The 16,686-nt window shown below is 63.2% G+C and carries 19 protein-coding genes and 1 pseudogene; 13 read left to right on the plus strand and 7 right to left on the minus strand.

Annotated features, from left to right (window positions below):
• The first annotated feature begins 37 nt into the window (after window positions 1-37).
• The 4 genes from QMX79_RS01925 (at window position 38) to QMX79_RS01940 (ending at window position 3,836) form a co-directional block, all read left to right on the plus strand.
• Window positions 38-1,417 carry a DUF4010 domain-containing protein gene (locus QMX79_RS01925; RefSeq protein ID WP_282243800.1) on the plus strand — a complete coding sequence of 460 codons (1,380 nt, stop codon included), beginning with the start codon at window positions 38-40 and terminating at the stop codon, window positions 1,415-1,417.
• 88 nt (window positions 1,418-1,505) lie between these two features.
• Window positions 1,506-2,276, plus strand: coding sequence for a universal stress protein (locus QMX79_RS01930; protein ID WP_049447182.1), 771 nt, complete (start codon window positions 1,506-1,508; stop codon window positions 2,274-2,276).
• A 20-nt stretch (window positions 2,277-2,296) separates the two neighbouring features.
• Entirely contained in the window at window positions 2,297-3,136 is an 840-nt protein-coding gene (locus tag QMX79_RS01935; protein ID WP_049430394.1) for a universal stress protein, read from the plus strand.
• Window positions 3,126-3,836: a DUF2238 domain-containing protein gene (locus QMX79_RS01940; RefSeq protein ID WP_049430396.1), complete on the plus strand. Its 711-nt coding sequence runs from the start codon at window positions 3,126-3,128 to the stop codon at window positions 3,834-3,836. The genes QMX79_RS01935 and QMX79_RS01940 overlap by 11 nt, the downstream gene beginning before the upstream one ends.
• Here the strand turns inward: QMX79_RS01940 and QMX79_RS01945 are convergent.
• On the minus strand, window positions 3,815-4,114 hold the full coding sequence (locus QMX79_RS01945; protein ID WP_032967187.1) for a metalloregulator ArsR/SmtB family transcription factor: 300 nt from the start codon (window positions 4,112-4,114) through the stop codon (window positions 3,815-3,817). The two genes, QMX79_RS01940 and QMX79_RS01945, sit on opposite strands and share 22 nt — an antisense overlap.
• Before the next feature lie 228 nt (window positions 4,115-4,342).
• Between QMX79_RS01945 and QMX79_RS01950 the strand changes: the two genes are divergently transcribed.
• Genes QMX79_RS01950 through QMX79_RS01970 form a run of 5 tightly spaced genes read left to right on the plus strand, consistent with a single transcriptional unit; the run spans window position 4,343 to window position 7,321 of the window.
• The gene (locus tag QMX79_RS01950; RefSeq protein ID WP_282243932.1) at window positions 4,343-5,233 is read left to right on the plus strand and encodes an MBL fold metallo-hydrolase; all 891 of its coding nucleotides are present in this window, start codon (window positions 4,343-4,345) and stop codon (window positions 5,231-5,233) included.
• Window positions 5,230-5,670, plus strand: a complete 441-nt coding sequence (locus tag QMX79_RS01955) for a YeeE/YedE family protein (RefSeq protein WP_282243804.1) — start codon at window positions 5,230-5,232, stop codon at window positions 5,668-5,670. The genes QMX79_RS01950 and QMX79_RS01955 overlap by 4 nt, the downstream gene beginning before the upstream one ends.
• Window positions 5,667-6,098 carry a YeeE/YedE family protein gene (locus QMX79_RS01960; RefSeq protein WP_046272483.1) on the plus strand — a complete coding sequence of 144 codons (432 nt, stop codon included), beginning with the start codon at window positions 5,667-5,669 and terminating at the stop codon, window positions 6,096-6,098. The genes QMX79_RS01955 and QMX79_RS01960 overlap by 4 nt, the downstream gene beginning before the upstream one ends.
• Window positions 6,095-6,532 (plus strand): TIGR01244 family sulfur transferase, encoded by a 438-nt coding sequence (locus QMX79_RS01965; protein WP_049430400.1) that lies wholly within the window; start codon window positions 6,095-6,097, stop codon window positions 6,530-6,532. Before QMX79_RS01960 ends, QMX79_RS01965 begins: the two co-directional genes overlap by 4 nt.
• Window positions 6,533-6,559: 27 nt before the next feature.
• Complete coding sequence (locus QMX79_RS01970; RefSeq protein WP_080341470.1) at window positions 6,560-7,321, plus strand: sulfite exporter TauE/SafE family protein; 762 nt, start codon at window positions 6,560-6,562, stop codon at window positions 7,319-7,321.
• On the opposite strand, the gene chrA is transcribed toward QMX79_RS01970, so the two are convergent.
• The 3 genes from chrA to arsH are packed head-to-tail and all read right to left on the minus strand — an operon-like array spanning window position 7,322 to window position 9,735.
• Window positions 7,322-8,524: a chromate efflux transporter gene (gene chrA, locus QMX79_RS01975; RefSeq protein WP_046272486.1), complete on the minus strand. Its 1,203-nt coding sequence runs from the start codon at window positions 8,522-8,524 to the stop codon at window positions 7,322-7,324.
• A gap of 54 nt (window positions 8,525-8,578) precedes the next feature.
• Window positions 8,579-8,998, minus strand: a complete 420-nt coding sequence (gene arsC, locus QMX79_RS01980; protein ID WP_046982947.1) for an arsenate reductase (glutaredoxin) — start codon at window positions 8,996-8,998, stop codon at window positions 8,579-8,581.
• Window positions 8,995-9,735, minus strand: coding sequence for an arsenical resistance protein ArsH (gene arsH / locus QMX79_RS01985; RefSeq protein WP_282243811.1), 741 nt, complete (start codon window positions 9,733-9,735; stop codon window positions 8,995-8,997). The genes arsC and arsH overlap by 4 nt, the downstream gene beginning before the upstream one ends.
• 40 nt (window positions 9,736-9,775) lie before the next feature.
• Here arsH and QMX79_RS01990 point away from each other — a divergent pair, with 40 nt between their 5' ends.
• The 4 genes and pseudogenes from QMX79_RS01990 to QMX79_RS02005 form a co-directional block, all read left to right on the plus strand.
• Window positions 9,776-10,090, plus strand: a complete 315-nt coding sequence (locus tag QMX79_RS01990) for a metalloregulator ArsR/SmtB family transcription factor (protein ID WP_012480201.1) — start codon at window positions 9,776-9,778, stop codon at window positions 10,088-10,090.
• 27 nt (window positions 10,091-10,117) lie between these two features.
• Window positions 10,118-10,609: an arsenate reductase ArsC gene (locus tag QMX79_RS01995; RefSeq protein WP_032960056.1), complete on the plus strand. Its 492-nt coding sequence runs from the start codon at window positions 10,118-10,120 to the stop codon at window positions 10,607-10,609.
• Between the two features lie 20 nt (window positions 10,610-10,629).
• Window positions 10,630-11,688 carry an ACR3 family arsenite efflux transporter gene (gene arsB, locus QMX79_RS02000; protein WP_282243815.1) on the plus strand — a complete coding sequence of 353 codons (1,059 nt, stop codon included), beginning with the start codon at window positions 10,630-10,632 and terminating at the stop codon, window positions 11,686-11,688.
• 3 nt (window positions 11,689-11,691) lie between these two features.
• Window positions 11,692-12,246: pseudogene (locus tag QMX79_RS02005) on the plus strand (FAD-dependent oxidoreductase); the annotation flags it as partial.
• On the opposite strand, the gene QMX79_RS02010 reads toward QMX79_RS02005, so the two are convergent.
• The 3 genes from QMX79_RS02010 to QMX79_RS02020 are packed head-to-tail and all read right to left on the minus strand — an operon-like array spanning window position 12,246 to window position 16,387.
• Window positions 12,246-15,212, minus strand: a complete 2,967-nt coding sequence (locus QMX79_RS02010; protein WP_126941428.1) for a Tn3 family transposase — start codon at window positions 15,210-15,212, stop codon at window positions 12,246-12,248. The pseudogene QMX79_RS02005 and the gene QMX79_RS02010 overlap by 1 nt on opposite strands.
• 3 nt (window positions 15,213-15,215) lie before the next feature.
• Window positions 15,216-15,776 (minus strand): recombinase family protein, encoded by a 561-nt coding sequence (locus QMX79_RS02015; protein WP_014003957.1) that lies wholly within the window; start codon window positions 15,774-15,776, stop codon window positions 15,216-15,218.
• A gap of 2 nt (window positions 15,777-15,778) precedes the next feature.
• Complete coding sequence (locus QMX79_RS02020; protein ID WP_014003956.1) at window positions 15,779-16,387, minus strand: hypothetical protein; 609 nt, start codon at window positions 16,385-16,387, stop codon at window positions 15,779-15,781.
• Window positions 16,388-16,686 lie beyond the last annotated feature (299 nt).

Raw genomic sequence — 16,686 nt, forward strand, 5'->3', positions numbered from 1 at the left:
GGGTGAAAGAGCCGGTAGCTTGAACCCTGCGCGACGAATGAACTTGATCGAAGTCAATCAAAATTCCCCTGGATCGTTGACCTGGGTCAAGTCCTCCCGGGATTCGTTCTGCACAAATGCCGGAGCAGAATCGCCTTTGACCGATTCCAGTGGGCAACCAGACATGCTGAGCATCGTCCAGGATCCGGCAGGCACCGCCGCGGGGCTGATTACCGCCGCTGTCGTGGGCGCCGTTGTTGGACTGGTCTGGCAGCGAGCAGGCGGGAGGATGGCGGCGGGCCACACGCGCTTTGGCGGCAGTGTTGTGCTTGCGCTGGTCGCGATCTCAGGCGGGTTGGGAGCGCTGCTGGGAGGCGCGGCGCTGGTAGCTGGCGCGGTACTGCTGGGCCTGGTTGTCTGCCCTCGCCCGCGACACTCCCAGGCGGCTGCCCCCCATCTGATTGTGCTGCCTGCCCTGTATCTGGTCGGCGCCATTGCGGTAAGTGCACCTGCAACGGCGGTCCTCGCCGGCAGTGCCATCCTGGTGATACTGGTTGGGGGGCCTGCCCTGATACGGAAGGTGAATGCGAAGGTTTCCAACCGGGATCTTCGGGACATCGCAACGGTGCTGGCTGCTGGCTTTCTGATGCTTCCCTTGCTTCCAGACCGCACCGTCGACCCTTGGGAAGTCATCAACCCGAGTAGGCTCGGCACCCTCATCGTGGCGCTGATGGCAGTCAGCGTCGGAGCGCACCTGGCGCTGCGCCATCTGGGGCCCAGGTCGGCGTTGGCCTTGACCGGCTTCGCCGGTGGGTTCGTCTCCAGTACCGCCACCATCGCCGCAATGGCGGACGGCGCGCGCTCGTCGCCCCGGCTGGCGCCTGCCTTCGCAGGAGCGGCCTTGCTTTCCAACGTGGCCATGATTCTGCAGTTGGGCCTGGTAATGGGCACGCTCGCACCTGCATTGCTCGCCTACAGCATGGTCCCGCTGGTCTGCTCGGCAATCGTGGCCATGGGGACAGCAGTGGCATTCGGATGGCGGTCCTTGCTCAGTACCTCAGCCGTGTCCGGGCTGGCCATCGTGCGGCCATTCAAACCGTTGGCGATCCTGGTCTTTGTTGGGCTGATCGTCATTCTGCTTCTGGCAGCAAGTCTGCTGCGAGACTGGCTGGGTGACGAGAGCCTGCCCTGGACTCTGGGCATCTCCGGCATTGCCGACGTACATGCCGCCACCGCCTCTGCCGCCCAGATGGTGGGTGCGGAGCGGATCAGCAACGGTATCGCGATTCAGGCGATCACCATCGCACTTGCGACCAACTCATTGCTGAAATGCTTGATCGCTGCGGCAAGGGGCGGATGGCGCTTCTCTGCTCCGTTGTTGATCGGGACCAGCCTCATCGTCGGAACGTTCGCTGTGGCCGCCGGGCGTAGCGGGTGATCGTCAACACCTTGACCCACGTCAATATCTCCGCGCAGGACTGGCGGAGAATGCGGGCCAACGCCGGCCTCTGTGTCCAACAGCCAAGATGGATATTCTTGTCCCTTTGACGGATACGCCCGCTGATGCTTCTGCCATGCAGCTGGCAGCAGCGCTTGTCGGCGCCCGTGGCGGGCACATCACGCTGGTGCAGCCAGTGGAATCTCCCTTGCCCGACGTTGCACGCGCCGAAGTCCCGCCCAGAGTCGCCACGCTCTTGCGCCGGGTTGCGCAGTGGAGCGTTCCGCATGACATCCAGATCGAGGACGGGCGCGCGGAACGTCCTGTGGACGCGATTGCCCTGCGCGCACAGGGTTTCGACCAGGTGATAATGGCGTGCGCCGGACATGACCACGCCGAGCGCAGGCTGCAACATGCTCAGTTCTCTTCACTGGTTAGCCGATCCGGACGCCCCATCCTGGCATTGCCAGGGAGAACCCGTTTCGACGGAATCTTCAAGCGGGCCGTCATCGGCTGGAGTGCAACCCCCGAATCCGCTCGCGCGGCACATGATTTCCTGAGATTGGATTTCGCGTGTGCCCTTGTGGTTACCACCGTGGACGGAAGTGACCGGGTCAATGAACATGCTCAGGCGTTCATCAACAGTCTGATGCGGCAGGGGCGAGAAGCGATATTTACTCCCGTGTCGTCAGATGGGGGGAGCGTGGCTGAAGCGCTACTGGGCCACGCATTTGATAGCCAGGCGGATCTACTCGTCTGCGGCGCCTATGGCCATTCGCGCGCGCGCGAATGGCTGCTGGGGGGAACGACGAGGGAGCTCTTCGAGCGCACCCTCACGCCCCTGTTCCTGTCACGTTGACGCACCAGGATGCCAGAGCCATGTTGAAGGATATTCTTGTGCCTTTGTCAGACTCATCAGCAGATGACGCGGCCATCCGCTTCGCCGTCGAGATCGGCAGGTCGCAGGACGCGCGGGTGCGCATCATCGAAACGGTCGACCTGCCTCCGCCGGCGATCGGGACTGCTGATCCGACGCCCCGCGCATCGTTCCTGGCTGCCCAGGACGCATGTCGGCGGGAGGCCTCGGAAAGAGCCTCAAGGATCAGGGCCAGAATCGCAGAGCACCCTGGTGTTTCCGTAGAAGTTCACGAAGCGGGCATTGAATCTCCTGCAGAGCTCGCCGCTCGACTGGCCTTCTCTGCGGATCTGGCCATTGTCGGGGGCTGGTCAGGATTCGCCAAGGCCGACCCAGCGGGCGTGGCCCTGTTCAATGCGCTGCTTTTTGACGCGGGAAGGCCCGTTGTGGTGGTGCCGCCGCATTGGCGGGCAAGCGACCACTCGTGTGCGATTGTGGGTTGGAAAGACACCCCAAACGCATGCCGCGCCCTGCACAGCGCGATCCCATTGCTACAGCAGGTGCAGACTGTCCTTCTGGTGGAGATATGCAGCCATTCGGACGAGATGGAGGGTGCTGCTGGCACTGTCACAGCTTCCCTCATTGAACACCTCCGGAGCTGGGGCATCGCCGCATCGGCCACCCGGCTGCTTGCCAGACACCGCCGTTCCAGCGAGGTCCTGCTCGATCACGCCCGCGCGACCAAGGCGACGTTGATCGTGGTTGGCGGATACGGACACTCCCGCCTGCGCGAGCGGACCATCGGAGGGATGACGATGGAGCTATTGCAGGGGGCGACCATTCCGGTCCTTTATGCCCATTGAGTACCCCCAACGCCAGGATCGTGCCTCGGCAGCGGCGAAAGGCAGATTGGGGAGCACGCAGTCGGACTCCTGGCGCTTCGCGCTGTTCTGCCTTGGAATCTACATAGGGTGCTGGCTGCTTGCCGCAGTCGAACCCTACCACCGGCGCGACTGGTTGCTGGAGAATCTGCTGGTATTCATCGCCATTCCCTACGTTGTCTTCCAGCAGTGGAAGCGCCCGTTCCGGCCCGCAACCAATGTCTCGCTTCTGCTTTTTCTGTGCCTGCATGCCGTGGGCGCTCATTTTACGTACTCGGAAGTCCCTTACGACGCTTGGGCGCAGAAACTTGCGGGCTACAGGATCACCGACCTGTTCGGCTGGGATCGCAACCATTTCGACAGACTCGTTCACCTCGCCTACGGCGTATTGGTCTTTCCCGCGGCGAGAGAGCTCTACGCAAGGCGTGCTGTGGCCAGCGAGCTGACGCTGACCCTGATTGCCACTCAGTTCATCGTCGCCACGTCCGCTGCCTATGAACTGATCGAATGGGGCGCGGTTCTGGTGGTCGACCAGGACCTTGGAATGGCTTATCTCGGCATCCAGGGCGACGTGTGGGATGCGCACAAGGATGTGCTGTTGGCGTCGGCTGGAGCGATCATCAGCGCGGTGGGTGCCAGCGTACGGCACGCCACGTCTGCTCACTCCCGGTCGTCGGACTGATCCACGCAGAAGATCCTGTGCATGGCAACCAGCATCGCCTCAACGCGGCTGTCATTGATGCGATAGAAGACTGAACGTGACTCTCGCCGGGTCGTCACCAGATGCCGTTGACGCAGTTCGGCGAGCTGCTGGGAAAGGGCCGGCTGTCGGATGCCGGTGGCCTCCTCGAGGGCACCGACGGTCGACTCCCCTTGGGACAGCTGACAAAGCAACAGCAGACGCGACGGCGTGGCCATGAAGCGCAGCAACTCGGCCACTTCAGGCGCCCGTTCCTTCATGTCGGCCAGGTTGTTGGCGGTGAGGCGGTTGGTCAAGAGCGGTTCACCAGAAAGGAGAGCTAGAGCGTACCTGTTAATCCGCACGCCAGCTGAACCGGACAAAGGACACGAAGCGGCACTTACATAGTTTACGTAAGTATGTATTAATATCCATCATACAACCACCGGGAGCGAGTCGTGAACAGGCCTGTCGTCGTCGATTCTTCATTGGAGAGAGCTCAAGACATCGTGCGTGAAGCGCGAGGTGGCCACACGCCTTCGCCTTGCGTGAAGACGTTCTTCGACCCCGCCACCTTTACGGCCAGCCACGTGGTACGCGACCCCCGGTCTTCGGCGTGCGCCATCATCGACAGCGTTCTTGATTTCGATATGCCCTCTGGACGCACCTCGACCGACTCCGCCGCGGCGCTGGTCCAGTACATTCATGACGAAGGGCTGCAGGTTCAGTGGCTGCTGGAAACGCATGCCCACGCCGATCACCTTTCCGCTGCACCGTGGTTGCAGCGGCGGGTCGGCGGAACGCTTGCCATTGGCGAGCACATCACCGGCGTGCAGGACACCTTCGGCAAGGTTTTCAACGCTGGCAAGGAGTTCAAGCGCGACGGGAGCCAATTCGACCATCTGTTTGCCGATGGCGCGGAGTTCACCGTTGGGAATCTCCAGGCAACTGCCTTGCACGTGCCAGGCCACACCCCTGCGTGCATGGCCTACGTCATCGGGGATGCGGTCTTTCCGGGCGACACTCTGTTCATGCCGGACTACGGCACGGCCCGCTGCGACTTCCCCGGTGGCTCGGCCCGCCAGCTCTATCGCTCCATCCAACGTCTACTGGCCCTGCCGGATGACGCCCGGGTGTTCCTCTGCCACGACTACAAGGCCACGGGCCGGGATCGGTTCGCATGGGAAACCACCATAGGCGCGGAACGAACCGCGAATATCCATGTGCATCAAGGCGTGACGGAGGACATGTTCGTGGAGATGCGTGAGAGCCGCGACGCGACGCTCCCCATGCCGCGCCTGATCCTGCCCTCAGTGCAGGTCAACATGCGCGCGGGCCATCTGCCCGACCCAGATGACAACGGGGTGCGCTACCTCAAACTGCCGGTGGACCTGCTATGACCCTCCCCTCTTTGGCGTGGTACTGGCCCGTCATCGGCGGCCTGATGATCGGTACGGCAGCGGGTGGGTTTCTGGTGCTGACCGGTCGCATTGCCGGCGTCTCCGGCTTGCTTGCCAACACTCTTGGCCTGTCGTCCGCTGGCGACCGCTCCTTGTCGGCCCTGTTCCTGGCAGGACTGCTGGTGGCGTCCGGGCTGGCGCTCGCGGTCAAGCCCATTTCGCTGCCGTCGCTTTCAATCTCCGCTACGCCGTTGTTGGTGTTGGCCGGGCTGCTGGTCGGCTTTGGAACCCGCCTCGGATCTGGCTGCACGAGCGGTCACGGCGTTTGCGGCCTGGCCAGGCTGTCACCACGCTCCATGGTTGCCACGGGCGTTTTCATGCTCATGGGCATGGCGACCGTGGCGGTTGTCCGCATGATGATCGGAGGCGGAACATGATCCGGCTGGCGGCAGTTCTGTGTGGCGCCTTGTTTGGCCTGGGCCTGGTCGTCTCGGACATGGCCAATCCCACGCGCGTACTCGCCTTTCTTGACGTCACAGGCAGGTGGGATCCATCACTGGCACTTGTCATGGCCGGGGCGCTGATTCCGTCAGCGATCGCCTATCGATGGGTCCGCGCACGCAATGCTCCTGTGCTCGCTGCGGCGCTGCACATTCCCAATCAGCGTCAGATCGACCGGAACCTGGTCATTGGCGCGGCAGTGTTTGGCGTTGGGTGGGGGCTGGCAGGCGTATGCCCGGGCCCGGCCATTGCACTGTTGCCAACGGGTCAACCCTTTGCACTCGTTTTCGCGGCCGCCATGGTCGTCGGCATGCTCCTCCACTGGCTCCTCCACCGTCCCCGCTCAACAGAGAATTCGCCATGAATCTGCACTCACTTGCGCCGAGCTTGCATGTGACCGACCAACTGGTTCCCACCGACATACCTGCCTTGAAAAAGGCGGGCATCTCGAGTGTCATCTGTAATAGACCCGACGGCGAGCAGCCGGACCAGCCCGATCACCTTGCACTGCAGGCGGCCTGCTCCAGGGCGGGCCTGGGCTTTGCCTATCTGCCCGTCGTGCCTGGCGGCATCACCGATGGACATGTGCAGCAGTTTGGCGTGCTGCTGGAACAACTGCCTGCACCCATCGTCGCTTACTGCAGGACCGGCACCCGCTCGACGTCGCTATGGGCCCTATCCCAGGTTCGTAACGGCGGAGCTACGCCCGAACAGGTGCTGTCCATTGCCGGTGAGGCTGGTTACGACCTGTCCTCTCTTGCTTCGCGCCTGCGAGGCGCCCCCTCTTCCGCTGCCTAACGGCCAACTGACATGGAAACCCTTTCCCTGTTGCAGCTCGCGCTGGGTGGACTCTCCGGCATTCTGGTGGGCTTCGTACTCGGGCTGGTCGGCGGAGGCGGCTCTATTCTGGCTGTCCCGCTCATGCTTTACCTGGTGGGCATCGACAGTCCACACGTCGCCATCGGTACCAGTGCATTGGCGGTTGCTGCCAATGCACTTTCCAACCTTTTCGTTCATGCCCGCCGGGGAAACGTGAGATGGCCGTGCGCGTCGGTCTTCGCGTTGGCAGGCATCGCTGGCGCCTATCTGGGCTCCAGCTTAGGTAAGGCCGTGGATGGGCAGCGACTATTGTTCATGTTTGCCCTGCTGATGGTCGTGATAGGCATTCTTATGCTGCGCAAACGCAATGCGGAAGGTGATGCAAGCGTCCGCCTCAGCAAAGGGAACATGCCGGCACTGCTCGGATTAGGGGCGTTCTCCGGGGCACTCTCCGGATTCTTCGGTATTGGCGGCGGCTTCCTGGTTGTCCCTGGGCTGATGGCCGCCACGGGCATGCCGATGCTGGCCGCAATAGGCAGCTCCCTCGTAGCTGTCTCCGCTTTCGGTCTGACGACTGCCATCAACTATGCTCAATCCGGCCTGGTCAACTGGCCACTTGCTGCCGCATTCGTCGTTGCTGGAAGTGCGGGCGGAATCGCCGGAGCGCGCGCATCAGCAGCGTTGGCAGAGCACCGTGGAGTGTTGAATGTTGCATTCGCGCTACTCATTTTCATGACGGCGGCTTATATGCTCTGGCAGATGCCCTGACTACCGCGCCATCGCCCAACCCGCCATGGCAGCCAGCAACACCACCACGATCGGCGGTGCACGCGCGACGACCAGTAGCCCGAACGCAACCAGCGCCATCGTGACATCCCATCGGTCATGGATCGCACTCGTCCACACCGGGTCGTACAACGCTGCCAGCAGGATCCCGACGACCCCGGCGTTGACGCCTGCAATTGAAGCCTGCAGATCCTTGCGGTGGCTTAGCGACTCCCAGAAGGGCAGCACTCCTACGAGCACGAGAACGGCAGGCATGAAAATGACCGCCAACAGCGTAAGACCTCCCGCCCAGCCACTCAACGGACCCGCGGCCATGGCCCCCAGGTACGCTGCGAATGTGAAAAGAGGGCCCGGCACCGCCTGCGCCGCACCGTACCCGGCGAGCAGATCTGCCGTGCTCACGGTGCCGCTCTGGACAACCGCGGTCTGCAGCAATGGCAGCACGACGTGGCCGCCGCCAAAGACCAGGGCGCCGGCGCGGTAGACCCCCTCCAACAGCATGGCCAGGGGGGATCCGCTCGCCGCGGCCCACACCGGCAGCAGAACAAGTGGCAGCACCAGTAGCACCAGTGCCACCGTGCCGGTTCTTCGCGAGACGGGATAGCCGCCGTCTGATTGGCCGGAAACTGGTTCGATCTTCAGCATCCAGCGACCGAGCAGTCCGCTGAAGATGATCACCACGATCTGGCCGACGACCGAGGGCATGGCCAAGGTCAACACAGCGGCAACAAATGCCATCCCTGCGCGCAGACGGTCCGGGCACAGGGACCGGGCCATTCCCCATACCGCTTGGGCCACCACGGCAACTGCCACGATCTTCAGGCCATGCAGCCAGCCGGATTCAACGATGCCCTGGTATCCGGCAACGCCCAAGGCAAACAGGATCATCAGCACGGCCGAGGGCAGGGTAAAGCCTGCCCAGGCGGCCACCAGACCAGGCCAGCCGGCTCGACGCAGGCCAAGCGCCATTCCAACCTGGCTGCTGGCCGGGCCCGGAAGTAGTTGGCACAGGGCCACCAGATCGGAATAGCTACGGTCCGTCAGCCAACGGCGACGCTCGACGAACTCGTGGCGGAAATAGCTCAGGTGGGCAATCGGGCCGCCGAAGGACGTCAGTCCCAGTCGCAGGAACACCAGGAAGACGCGCCACGCGCTTTCGGTTGTTGCGGGATCGAGCGGCGACATAGGGCATGACCTCCTGTGGTTCTCAACGGCAGCGAGCCCAGCCAAGCAATGGGATCACGGCGTCGAGCTTCCGGTATGCCCGGTCACCCACTCTCCATCTTCCTTTCGGAACGGTCCGGGCAGCGGCGGCAGGATGTCCAGCACCACTTCTGATGGCCGACACAGACGGGTACCCCTATCGGTTTGTACCAAAGGACGATTGATGAGTATCGGGTGCGTCAGCATCGCATCAAGCAGCGCGTCGTCGCTCAGTGCTGCATTGCCCAGTGCCAGCTCGTCATACGGCGTGCCCTTCTGCCGGATGGCATCACGCACGCTCAACCCTGCGGCCGTGATGAGGTCGACCAGGCGCGCGCGGCTGGGCGGGTGGGCCAGGTAGTCGATCACTTCCGGTTCGATCCCGGCGAAGCGGATCAGCGCGAGTGTGTTGCGCGAGGTGCCGCACTTGGGGTTGTGGTAGATGACAGCGTTCACGCACTTTCCTCCTGATTCAAAATGGTCTCGACCACGCCTGCAGCGGCCGCCAGCGCCGCCGCTTCAACGGCGCCCTTGCGCTCGCTGTAGCGGTCGACCAGGTAGTCACTGCGCCCGCGCACCAGCAGGGTGAACTTGACCAGTTCCTCCATCACGTCCACCACGCGATCGTAGTAGGCCGACGGCTTCATGCGCCCCTCGTCATCGAACTCCTGCCAGGCCTTGGCCACCGAGGACTGGTTCGGAATCGTCACCATCCGCATCCAGCGGCCGAGAACGCGCAACGCGTTGACAACGTTGAAGGACTGGGAGCCGCCACAGACCTGCATCACTGCCAGGGTGCGACCTTGGGTCGGGCGTACGCTGCCCTCTTCCAGCGGCAGCCAGTCAATCTGGTTCTTGAACACGGCAGTCAGCGTCCCGTGCCGTTCCGGGCTGACCCACACGTGCCCTTCGGACCACAACGAGGCCTGGCGCAGCTCTTGCACCTTGGGGTGTGAGGCCGGCACCGAATCGAGAATCGGCAGCTCATGCGGATCGAACAGTCGAGTCTCCGCGCCCAGATGTTCCAGTAGCCGCTGCGCCTCCAAAGCCAGCTTGCGGCTGAAAGACTGCGGCCGCAGGGAGCCGTACAGGATCAGGATGCGGGGCCGGTGTGGCGCGGCATTCGGCTCGCTCAGCTTTTCGGCCGCCGGAGGGTTCAAGGCGCCGGGGACGACATTGGGGAGGTGTTGCATGGGGGTTGTCCTGCCAATTTGATTCGACTATTCTAGAAGCATGGAACATAAGAACGCAACCCACGCCCTGGCTGCCTTGGGTCACGCCACCAGGCTTTCCATCTTCCGCCTGCTGGTCCAAGCCGGAAGTGGCGGCAAGCTGGCCGGCGATATCGCCCAGTCCCTCTCCCTTCCCGGTGCCACCCTCTCCTTCCATCTGAAGGAGTTGCTGGCCGCTGGCCTGATCACCGCCGAGCAGCGCGGTCGCACCATCTGCTACCGCGCCGAGTTCGAGGCGATGAGCTCGCTGGTTGCCTACCTGACCGAAAACTGCTGCGCCGACGAACAGGCCTGCGAACGTCCTGCTGGCTGCTGACCTCCCCCCCTCCTAGAGATCGCTCAAATGACCCGTCGTGTTCTGTTCTTGTGTACTGGCAACTCCGCCCGCAGCGTGCTTGCCGAATCGACCCTTAAAAAATGGGGCGAAGGCCGCTATCTCTCCTTCAGTGCGGGCAGCCAGCCGGCCGGTCGCGTCAATCCCTTTGCCATTGCCCAGCTGGAGCGCGAAGGCTTCCCGGTCGAGGGCATGCGCAGCAAGTCCTGGGACGAATTTGCCGAAGCCGATGCCGCTGCCATGGATCTGATCGTCACCGTGTGTGACAGCGCGGCCGCCGAGGCGTGCCCGGTGGTGTTTGGTGACTTCGTTCGCGTGCATTGGGGCCTGTTCGACCCGGCCGGCGTGGAAGGTTCGGATGCGCAGAAGGCAGAAGCCTTTGACCGTGCCCATCAGACCATCAAGCGACGCCTGCAGGCCTTCCTGGAGATTCCTGACAGCGCCTGGGACGACCGCGCAGCGCTGAAGGCTCGCCTCGACCCGATCGCGCAGATCGACTAACCGCTTTTCCGAGACCTGCCATGACTACTGATTCCCCCCGCCTGTCCTTCCTGGACCGGTACCTTACACTCTGGATTTTCTTGGCGATGGCCCTGGGCGTCGGCTTGGGCGCGATGTTCGAAGGCGTGCCCAGCGCGCTCCACAGCCTGTCGATCGGATCGACCAACATCCCGATCGCCATTGGCCTGATCCTGATGATGTATCCGCCGCTGGCCAAGGTGAAGTACGAAGAGCTGCCCAAGGTGTTCGCCGACAAGCGCGTACTGATGCTCTCGCTGGTGCAGAACTGGATCATCGGTCCGTTCCTGATGTTCGGCCTGGCGGTGCTGTTCCTGCGCGACTACCCCGAATACATGACCGGCCTGATCCTGATTGGCCTGGCACGCTGTATCGCTATGGTGCTGGTCTGGAATCAGCTCGCCCGCGGTGATGGGCAGTATGTGGCCGGGCTGGTGGCCTTCAACTCGATCTTCCAGATCGCGCTGTTCAGTGTGTATGCCTGGTTTTTCCTGTCGTGGCTGCCGCCGGTGTTCGGGCTGCAGGGCAGCGTGATCGACGTCAGCTTCTGGACCATTGCCGAGGCGGTGCTGATTTATCTGGGCATCCCCTTCCTCGCAGGGTTCCTCACCAGCCGCTGGCTCAAGGCGCGCAAGGGCGTGCGTTGGTATGAAGAGAAGTTCCTGCCGGCGATCAGTCCGATCACGCTGGCGGCGCTGCTGTTCACGATCGTTGCCATGTTCAGCCTGAAGGGAGGCGATGTGCTGCGCATCCCGATGGATGCAGTGCGCATCGCGATCCCGCTGACGCTCTATTTCATCATTCAGTTCGTGCTGAGCTTCTTCATGGGCAAGTTCATTGCCAAGGACTACCCGCGCACGACCGCGATCGCCTTCACTGCTGCTGGCAACAACTTCGAGCTGGCCATCGCCGTCGCCATCGCCGCCTTTGGTTTGGCTTCGCCGGTCGCCTTCGCGGCGGTCATCGGACCGCTGGTGGAGGTGCCGGTGCTGATCCTGTTGGTCCATGTCGCCCTGCGGCTGGGCAAGCGCTACTTTCCTGCCGACGCACGGAGTTATTGAGTCATGAGCACGACCCGACACATCCCGCTGTTGATCCTCGGCTCCGGCCCGGCCGGCTGGACCGCCGCGGTCTACGCCGCCCGCGCCAACCTCAGGCCGGTGGTGATCACCGGCCTGCAGCAGGGCGGCCAGCTGATGACCACCACCGAAGTGGACAACTGGCCCGGCGACGCGCATGGCCTGATGGGCCCGGACCTGATGAGCCGCATGCAGGCCCACGCCGAACGCTTCGAGACCGAGGTGATCTTCGACCACATCCACACCGCCGACCTGTCCCAGCGCCCGTTCCGGCTGATCGGCGACAGCGCCGAGTACACCTGCGATGCGCTGATCATCGCCACCGGCGCCACCGCCAAGTACCTGGGCATCCCCTCCGAGGAAGCCTTCAAGGGCCGCGGCGTATCGGCCTGCGCCACCTGCGACGGCTTCTTCTACCGCGACCAGGACGTAGTGGTGGTCGGCGGCGGCAACACCGCCGTGGAAGAGGCGTTGTACCTGTCCAACATCGCCCGCAAGGTCTACCTGGGGAGCCCGCAGAATTCGGAAAAAATCGTACGCTAAGGTTTTCCGGGCAACCGTAGCGGCCTGAACTTCCCGTCCTCCAGCCTGCGGCTCTGCCGCCAGACGTAATCGCCGGTCAGGTTGATGTGTTCCCAGCCCAGCGGCGACAGGTATTGCAGCAACTCACCGTTCACCGGCTTGCCGACCTCGACCAACCCCTGAGTGGCGCGCTCCAGGTACACCGTGTTCCACAACACAATGGCGGCCGTCACCAGGTTCAGGCCGCTGGCCCGGTAGCGCTGCTGCTCGAAGCTCCGATCCCTGATCTCGCCGAGGCGGTTAAAGAACACCGCCCTGGCCAGGGAGTTGCGCGCTTCACCCTTGTTCAGTCCAGCATGCACGCGGCGGCGCAGTTCGACGCTTTGCAGCCAGTCGAGGATGAACAGGGTGCGTTCGATCCGGCCCAGCTCGCGCAGGGCCACGGCAAGGCCATTCTGGCGTGGATAGCTGCCGAGCTTTCGCAGCATCAGCGAGGCAGTGACGGTGCCCTGCTTGATCGAGCTGGCGAGGCGCAGGATGTCGTCCCAATGGGCGCGGACGTGCTTGATGTTCAGGGTGCCACCAACCATTGGGCGCAATGTCGGGTAGTCCTGGACGCTATTCGGCACATACAGCTTGGTTTCGCCGAGGTCGCGGATGCGCGGTGCGAAGCGGAAGCCCAGCAGGTGCATCAGGGCGAAGACGTGATCGGTGAAACCGGCCGTGTCGGTGTAGTGCTCCTCGATCCCCAAGTCGGACTCGTGGTACAGCAGGCCGTCGAGCACATAGGTGGAGTCACGCACGCCGACATTCACCACGCGGGTGCTGAACGGTGCGTACTGGTCGGAGATATGGGTGTAGAACAGTCGCCCCGGCTCGCTGCCGTACTTCGGGTTGACGTGCCCGGTGCTTTCGCCCCGGCCGCCCGCCCGGAAGCGCTGGCCATCGGAGGATGAGGTGGTGCCGTCGCCCCAGTGGGCGGCGAAGGCATGGCGGTACTGGTGGTTGACCAGCTCGGCCAGGGCCGCCGAATAGGTTTCGTCGCGGATGTGCCAGGCTTGCAGCCAGGACAGCTTGGCGTAGGTCAGGCCGGGGCTCGACTCGGCCATCTTGGTCAGCCCGAGGTTAATCGCATCGCCCAGGATTGCTGACAGCAGCAATGTCCTGTCTTTGGCCTCGGCACCGTCCTTCAGGTGGGTGAAGTGGCGGCTGAAACCCGTCCAGTCGTCCACATCCATCAGCAGTTCGGTGATCTTGATGCGCGGCAACAGCTGACTGGTCTGGTCGATCAGCGCCTGCGCGGTATTGGGCACCGCAGAATCCAGCGGGGTGATCTTCAGCCCGGACTCGGTGAGGATGGCATCGGGCAGCTCGTTGTCCTTGGCCAGCCGGGTTACGGTGGCCAACTGCTCGTCCAGCAGCTGTAAGCGCTCTTCCAGGTACTGGTCGCTGTTCGGGTTGATCGCCAGGGGCAGGGCCTGTTCCCGCTTGAGCGCGGCGAACTTCTCTGCCGGCAGCAGGTAGTCGTCGAAGTCGCGGAACTGCCGTGAACCCTTGACCCAGATGTCACCGGAGCGCAGGGCGTTCTTCAGCTCGGACAGCGCGCAGATTTCGTAGAAGCGTCGGTCGTGGCCTTCCGGGGTGATCACCAGCGGCTTCCAGCGCGGCTTGATGAAGGCGGTAGGGGCATCCGCCGGCACCTTGCGCAGGTTGTCGGCGTTCATCTCGCGCAGGGTCTGCACGGCCGCCAGCACGCCTTGCGCGGCCGGTGCAGCGCGCAGTTCCAGCACCTCCAGCAGGGCCGGCGTGTAACGGCGCAGGGTGGCGAAGTTCTCGCCGACCAGGTGTAGGTGGTCGAAGCCCTCCGGCCGGGCCAGCAGCTCGGCCTCGCTGACGCTCTCGGTGAATTCGTCCCAGGGAATCACCGCCTCGATGGCGGCGTACGGATCGCTGCCGTTTTCCTTTGCCTCCAGCAGAGCCTGGCCGATCTTCGAGTACAGGCGCACCTTGTCATTGATCGCCTTGCCCTGCTTCTGGAACTGCTGCTGATGCTTGTGCTTCGCGCCGCTGAACAGCTTGACCAGGATGCGGTCGTGCAGATCGACCAACTCATCAATCACAGTCGCGGTGCTCTCCAGCACTACGGCGGCCAGGGTCGCGTAGCGCCGCTGCGGCTCGAACTTGCCAAGGTCTTTGGGCGTCATCTGCCCCCCTTCGCGGGCCAGCTTGAGCAGGCGGTTCTGGTGGATGTGCCGGCCCAGCCCTTCGGGCAAGTCCACCAGCTGAAATGTCTTCAGCCGCTCGATGTGCTTAAGCATGTGCCGAGAGTTGGGTTTCAGCGGTGCCTGGCGCAGCCAGGTCAACCAGGTGATGCTGCTGCCGGCCTTGAGCTTCAGCAGTTCGTCCAGCTTGGCACGGTGCGAGTCCGTGAGTGGTTCGACCAGGGCGCGGTAGACCCGCCGATTAGCCCGCGCAATGGCCTCCGAGCAGGCCCGATCAATTACGCTCAGCGCCGGCAGGATGCGCCGCTTCTGCCGCAGGCTCTCCAGAGCCTGGCTGGCCAGCAGCAAGCCCTTGTCGGTCTGCTGGGCCAACTCGGTCAGCTCGCGCACGAGGTTGCGGAAGTCGGACAGGCCAAACGGGGCCAGTTGCAGGTAGGTGCGCAGTTCATGGGCGTGCTCGCGGCGGGTCACGTCGCGTTCGCCGTACTTCGCCCAACTCGCCGGGTCGGCCTGAACCTGCTTGGCCACCCACAGGATGACCGGCTCGGGCGGCTCGCTGTCGGTGCCCAACGCATAGCCGGGGTAGCGCAGCAGGCTGAGCTGCACCGCGAAGCCTAGGCGGTTGGCGTCGCCGCGCCGCTGGCGGATCAGCGACAGGTCGGAGTCGTTGAAGGTGTAGTAGCGGATCATGTCATCCTGGCTTTCTGGCAACGCAAGCAGGGTGTCCCGCTCCGTGGCCGAGAGGATCAAGCGACGCGGCATGTATCAGTCGTCCGTGCGGAGGTACTGGTAGAGGGTTTCCCGGCTGATGTTGAACTCGCGGGCAAGCTGCGCCTTGGGCTCGCCGGCCGTCGCTCGCTGCCGCAGGGTAGCAGCCTGCTCATCGGACAGGGCTTTCTTGCGGCCTCGGTACGCGCCACGCTGCTTGGCCAAGGCGATACCCTCACGCTGCCGCTCGCGGATCAGGGCGCGCTCGAACTCGGCGAAGGCACCCATCACCGACAGCATGAGGTTGGCCATCGGCGAGTCCTCGCCGGTGAAGACTAGGCCCTCTTTCAGGAATTCGATACGCACGCCGCGCTGGGTCAGCTTCTGCACAAGGCGGCGCAGGTCATCGAGGTTGCGCGCCAGGCGATCCATGCTGTGCACTACCACGGTGTCACCTTCGCGGACGAAGCTCAGCAGCGCTTCGAGCTGGGGGCGCTGAGTGTCCTTGCCCGAGGCCTTGTCGGTGAACACCTTGCTCACCTCGGTCTCCTCCAGCTGGCGTTCCGGGTTCTGGTCGAAGCTGCTGACCCGGACGTAGCCAATGCGATGTCCCTGCACGCCTACTGCTCCGCCGAGAAATGGCGCTCGGGCCAACGCCAACGGCGGATGCGCTCCCACAACACTTTGCCGCCAATCCCAACATCGTTCTTGTCGGGATCGAGATTGAGTAACAATGCCAGTCGAGCGATCGCGCTCTGCATCGGGTACATGTTCCCGTAGCCAGCGATCTTTCGCAGGATTTCATTCTCGCTCTTCTCTAACTCTTCGGGAGTATTGAAGGTGGTGGCATAGTCAGTGATCACTGCTGAAGCGGCATCCAAGGCGCTGTAGGTTTCTCGAAGCACTTCGAGCACTTCATGAGTGAGTGCCCCCAGCTCGACTTGGGTTCCATCCGGCAAGGTGGCGATCCCCTTCTCGAAAAAGATCACCCCGTCACGTAGATAAAGTGCCTGGAGGGCATCTACCCCAACGAACGACGGCGCGTCCTGGTCTACCGCAGGCCTGCCGAGAATGTGGCAATGCAAATGCAGGCTCGCGGCTCGAAGCAAACGCCGCGCCTCGGGAGTTGGTGGATTTATCCAAGGGTCTGCCTGCTCCCGCCGCCAGACAACCGTTCCCCACCACAGCCCGGCGACTACCAACCCTAATCCAACCCATAGAAAGGTCATCAGAACAACTCCGCGTTGAAGGTGAGCAAGGGGGCTAAGTGCACTTTCTGTTCCGTTGCGCCTCAAGCCCTGCTTTTGTCAGGCTGAAATCTATGACCTTTGCGGGCATGTGTCAAAGAATGCGAAAGAAGATGTCGTTTTCAGAAGACGGCTGCACTGAACGTCAGAAGCCGACTGCACTATAGCAGCGGAGGGGTTGGATCCATCAGGCAACGACGGGCTGCTGCCGGCCAATAGCCGACAATGACGACACTGGAAATCCCCGCCTGTGAGCGTCGGCTCAGGGCGGGACAGCGTCA

This window comes from Stenotrophomonas sp. PS02300, from assembly GCF_029959395.1.
GTDB classification, from domain to species: Bacteria; Pseudomonadota; Gammaproteobacteria; order Xanthomonadales; family Xanthomonadaceae; genus Stenotrophomonas; species Stenotrophomonas maltophilia_AD.

What these genes read in the sequence shown, in the direction of transcription:
- QMX79_RS01995 (WP_032960056.1), top strand. Translation starts at nt 10,118, where the DNA reads ATGACCCGTCGTGTTCTGTTCTTGTGTACTGGCAACTCCGCCCGCAGC.
- chrA (WP_046272486.1), bottom strand. Translation starts at nt 8,524, where the DNA reads ATGTCGCCGCTCGATCCCGCAACAACCGAAAGCGCGTGGCGCGTCTTC.
- QMX79_RS01960 (WP_046272483.1), top strand. Translation starts at nt 5,667, where the DNA reads ATGATCCGGCTGGCGGCAGTTCTGTGTGGCGCCTTGTTTGGCCTGGGC.
- arsB (WP_282243815.1), top strand. Translation starts at nt 10,630, where the DNA reads ATGACTACTGATTCCCCCCGCCTGTCCTTCCTGGACCGGTACCTTACA.
- QMX79_RS01990 (WP_012480201.1), top strand. Translation starts at nt 9,776, where the DNA reads ATGGAACATAAGAACGCAACCCACGCCCTGGCTGCCTTGGGTCACGCC.
- QMX79_RS01925 (WP_282243800.1), top strand. Translation starts at nt 38, where the DNA reads ATGAACTTGATCGAAGTCAATCAAAATTCCCCTGGATCGTTGACCTGG.
- arsH (WP_282243811.1), bottom strand. Translation starts at nt 9,735, where the DNA reads ATGCAACACCTCCCCAATGTCGTCCCCGGCGCCTTGAACCCTCCGGCG.
- QMX79_RS01965 (WP_049430400.1), top strand. Translation starts at nt 6,095, where the DNA reads ATGAATCTGCACTCACTTGCGCCGAGCTTGCATGTGACCGACCAACTG.
- QMX79_RS01945 (WP_032967187.1), bottom strand. Translation starts at nt 4,114, where the DNA reads ATGAAGGAACGGGCGCCTGAAGTGGCCGAGTTGCTGCGCTTCATGGCC.
- QMX79_RS01955 (WP_282243804.1), top strand. Translation starts at nt 5,230, where the DNA reads ATGACCCTCCCCTCTTTGGCGTGGTACTGGCCCGTCATCGGCGGCCTG.
- QMX79_RS02010 (WP_126941428.1), bottom strand. Translation starts at nt 15,212, where the DNA reads ATGCCGCGTCGCTTGATCCTCTCGGCCACGGAGCGGGACACCCTGCTT.
- QMX79_RS01930 (WP_049447182.1), top strand. Translation starts at nt 1,506, where the DNA reads ATGGATATTCTTGTCCCTTTGACGGATACGCCCGCTGATGCTTCTGCC.
- QMX79_RS01935 (WP_049430394.1), top strand. Translation starts at nt 2,297, where the DNA reads ATGTTGAAGGATATTCTTGTGCCTTTGTCAGACTCATCAGCAGATGAC.
- QMX79_RS01940 (WP_049430396.1), top strand. Translation starts at nt 3,126, where the DNA reads ATGCCCATTGAGTACCCCCAACGCCAGGATCGTGCCTCGGCAGCGGCG.
- QMX79_RS02020 (WP_014003956.1), bottom strand. Translation starts at nt 16,387, where the DNA reads ATGACCTTTCTATGGGTTGGATTAGGGTTGGTAGTCGCCGGGCTGTGG.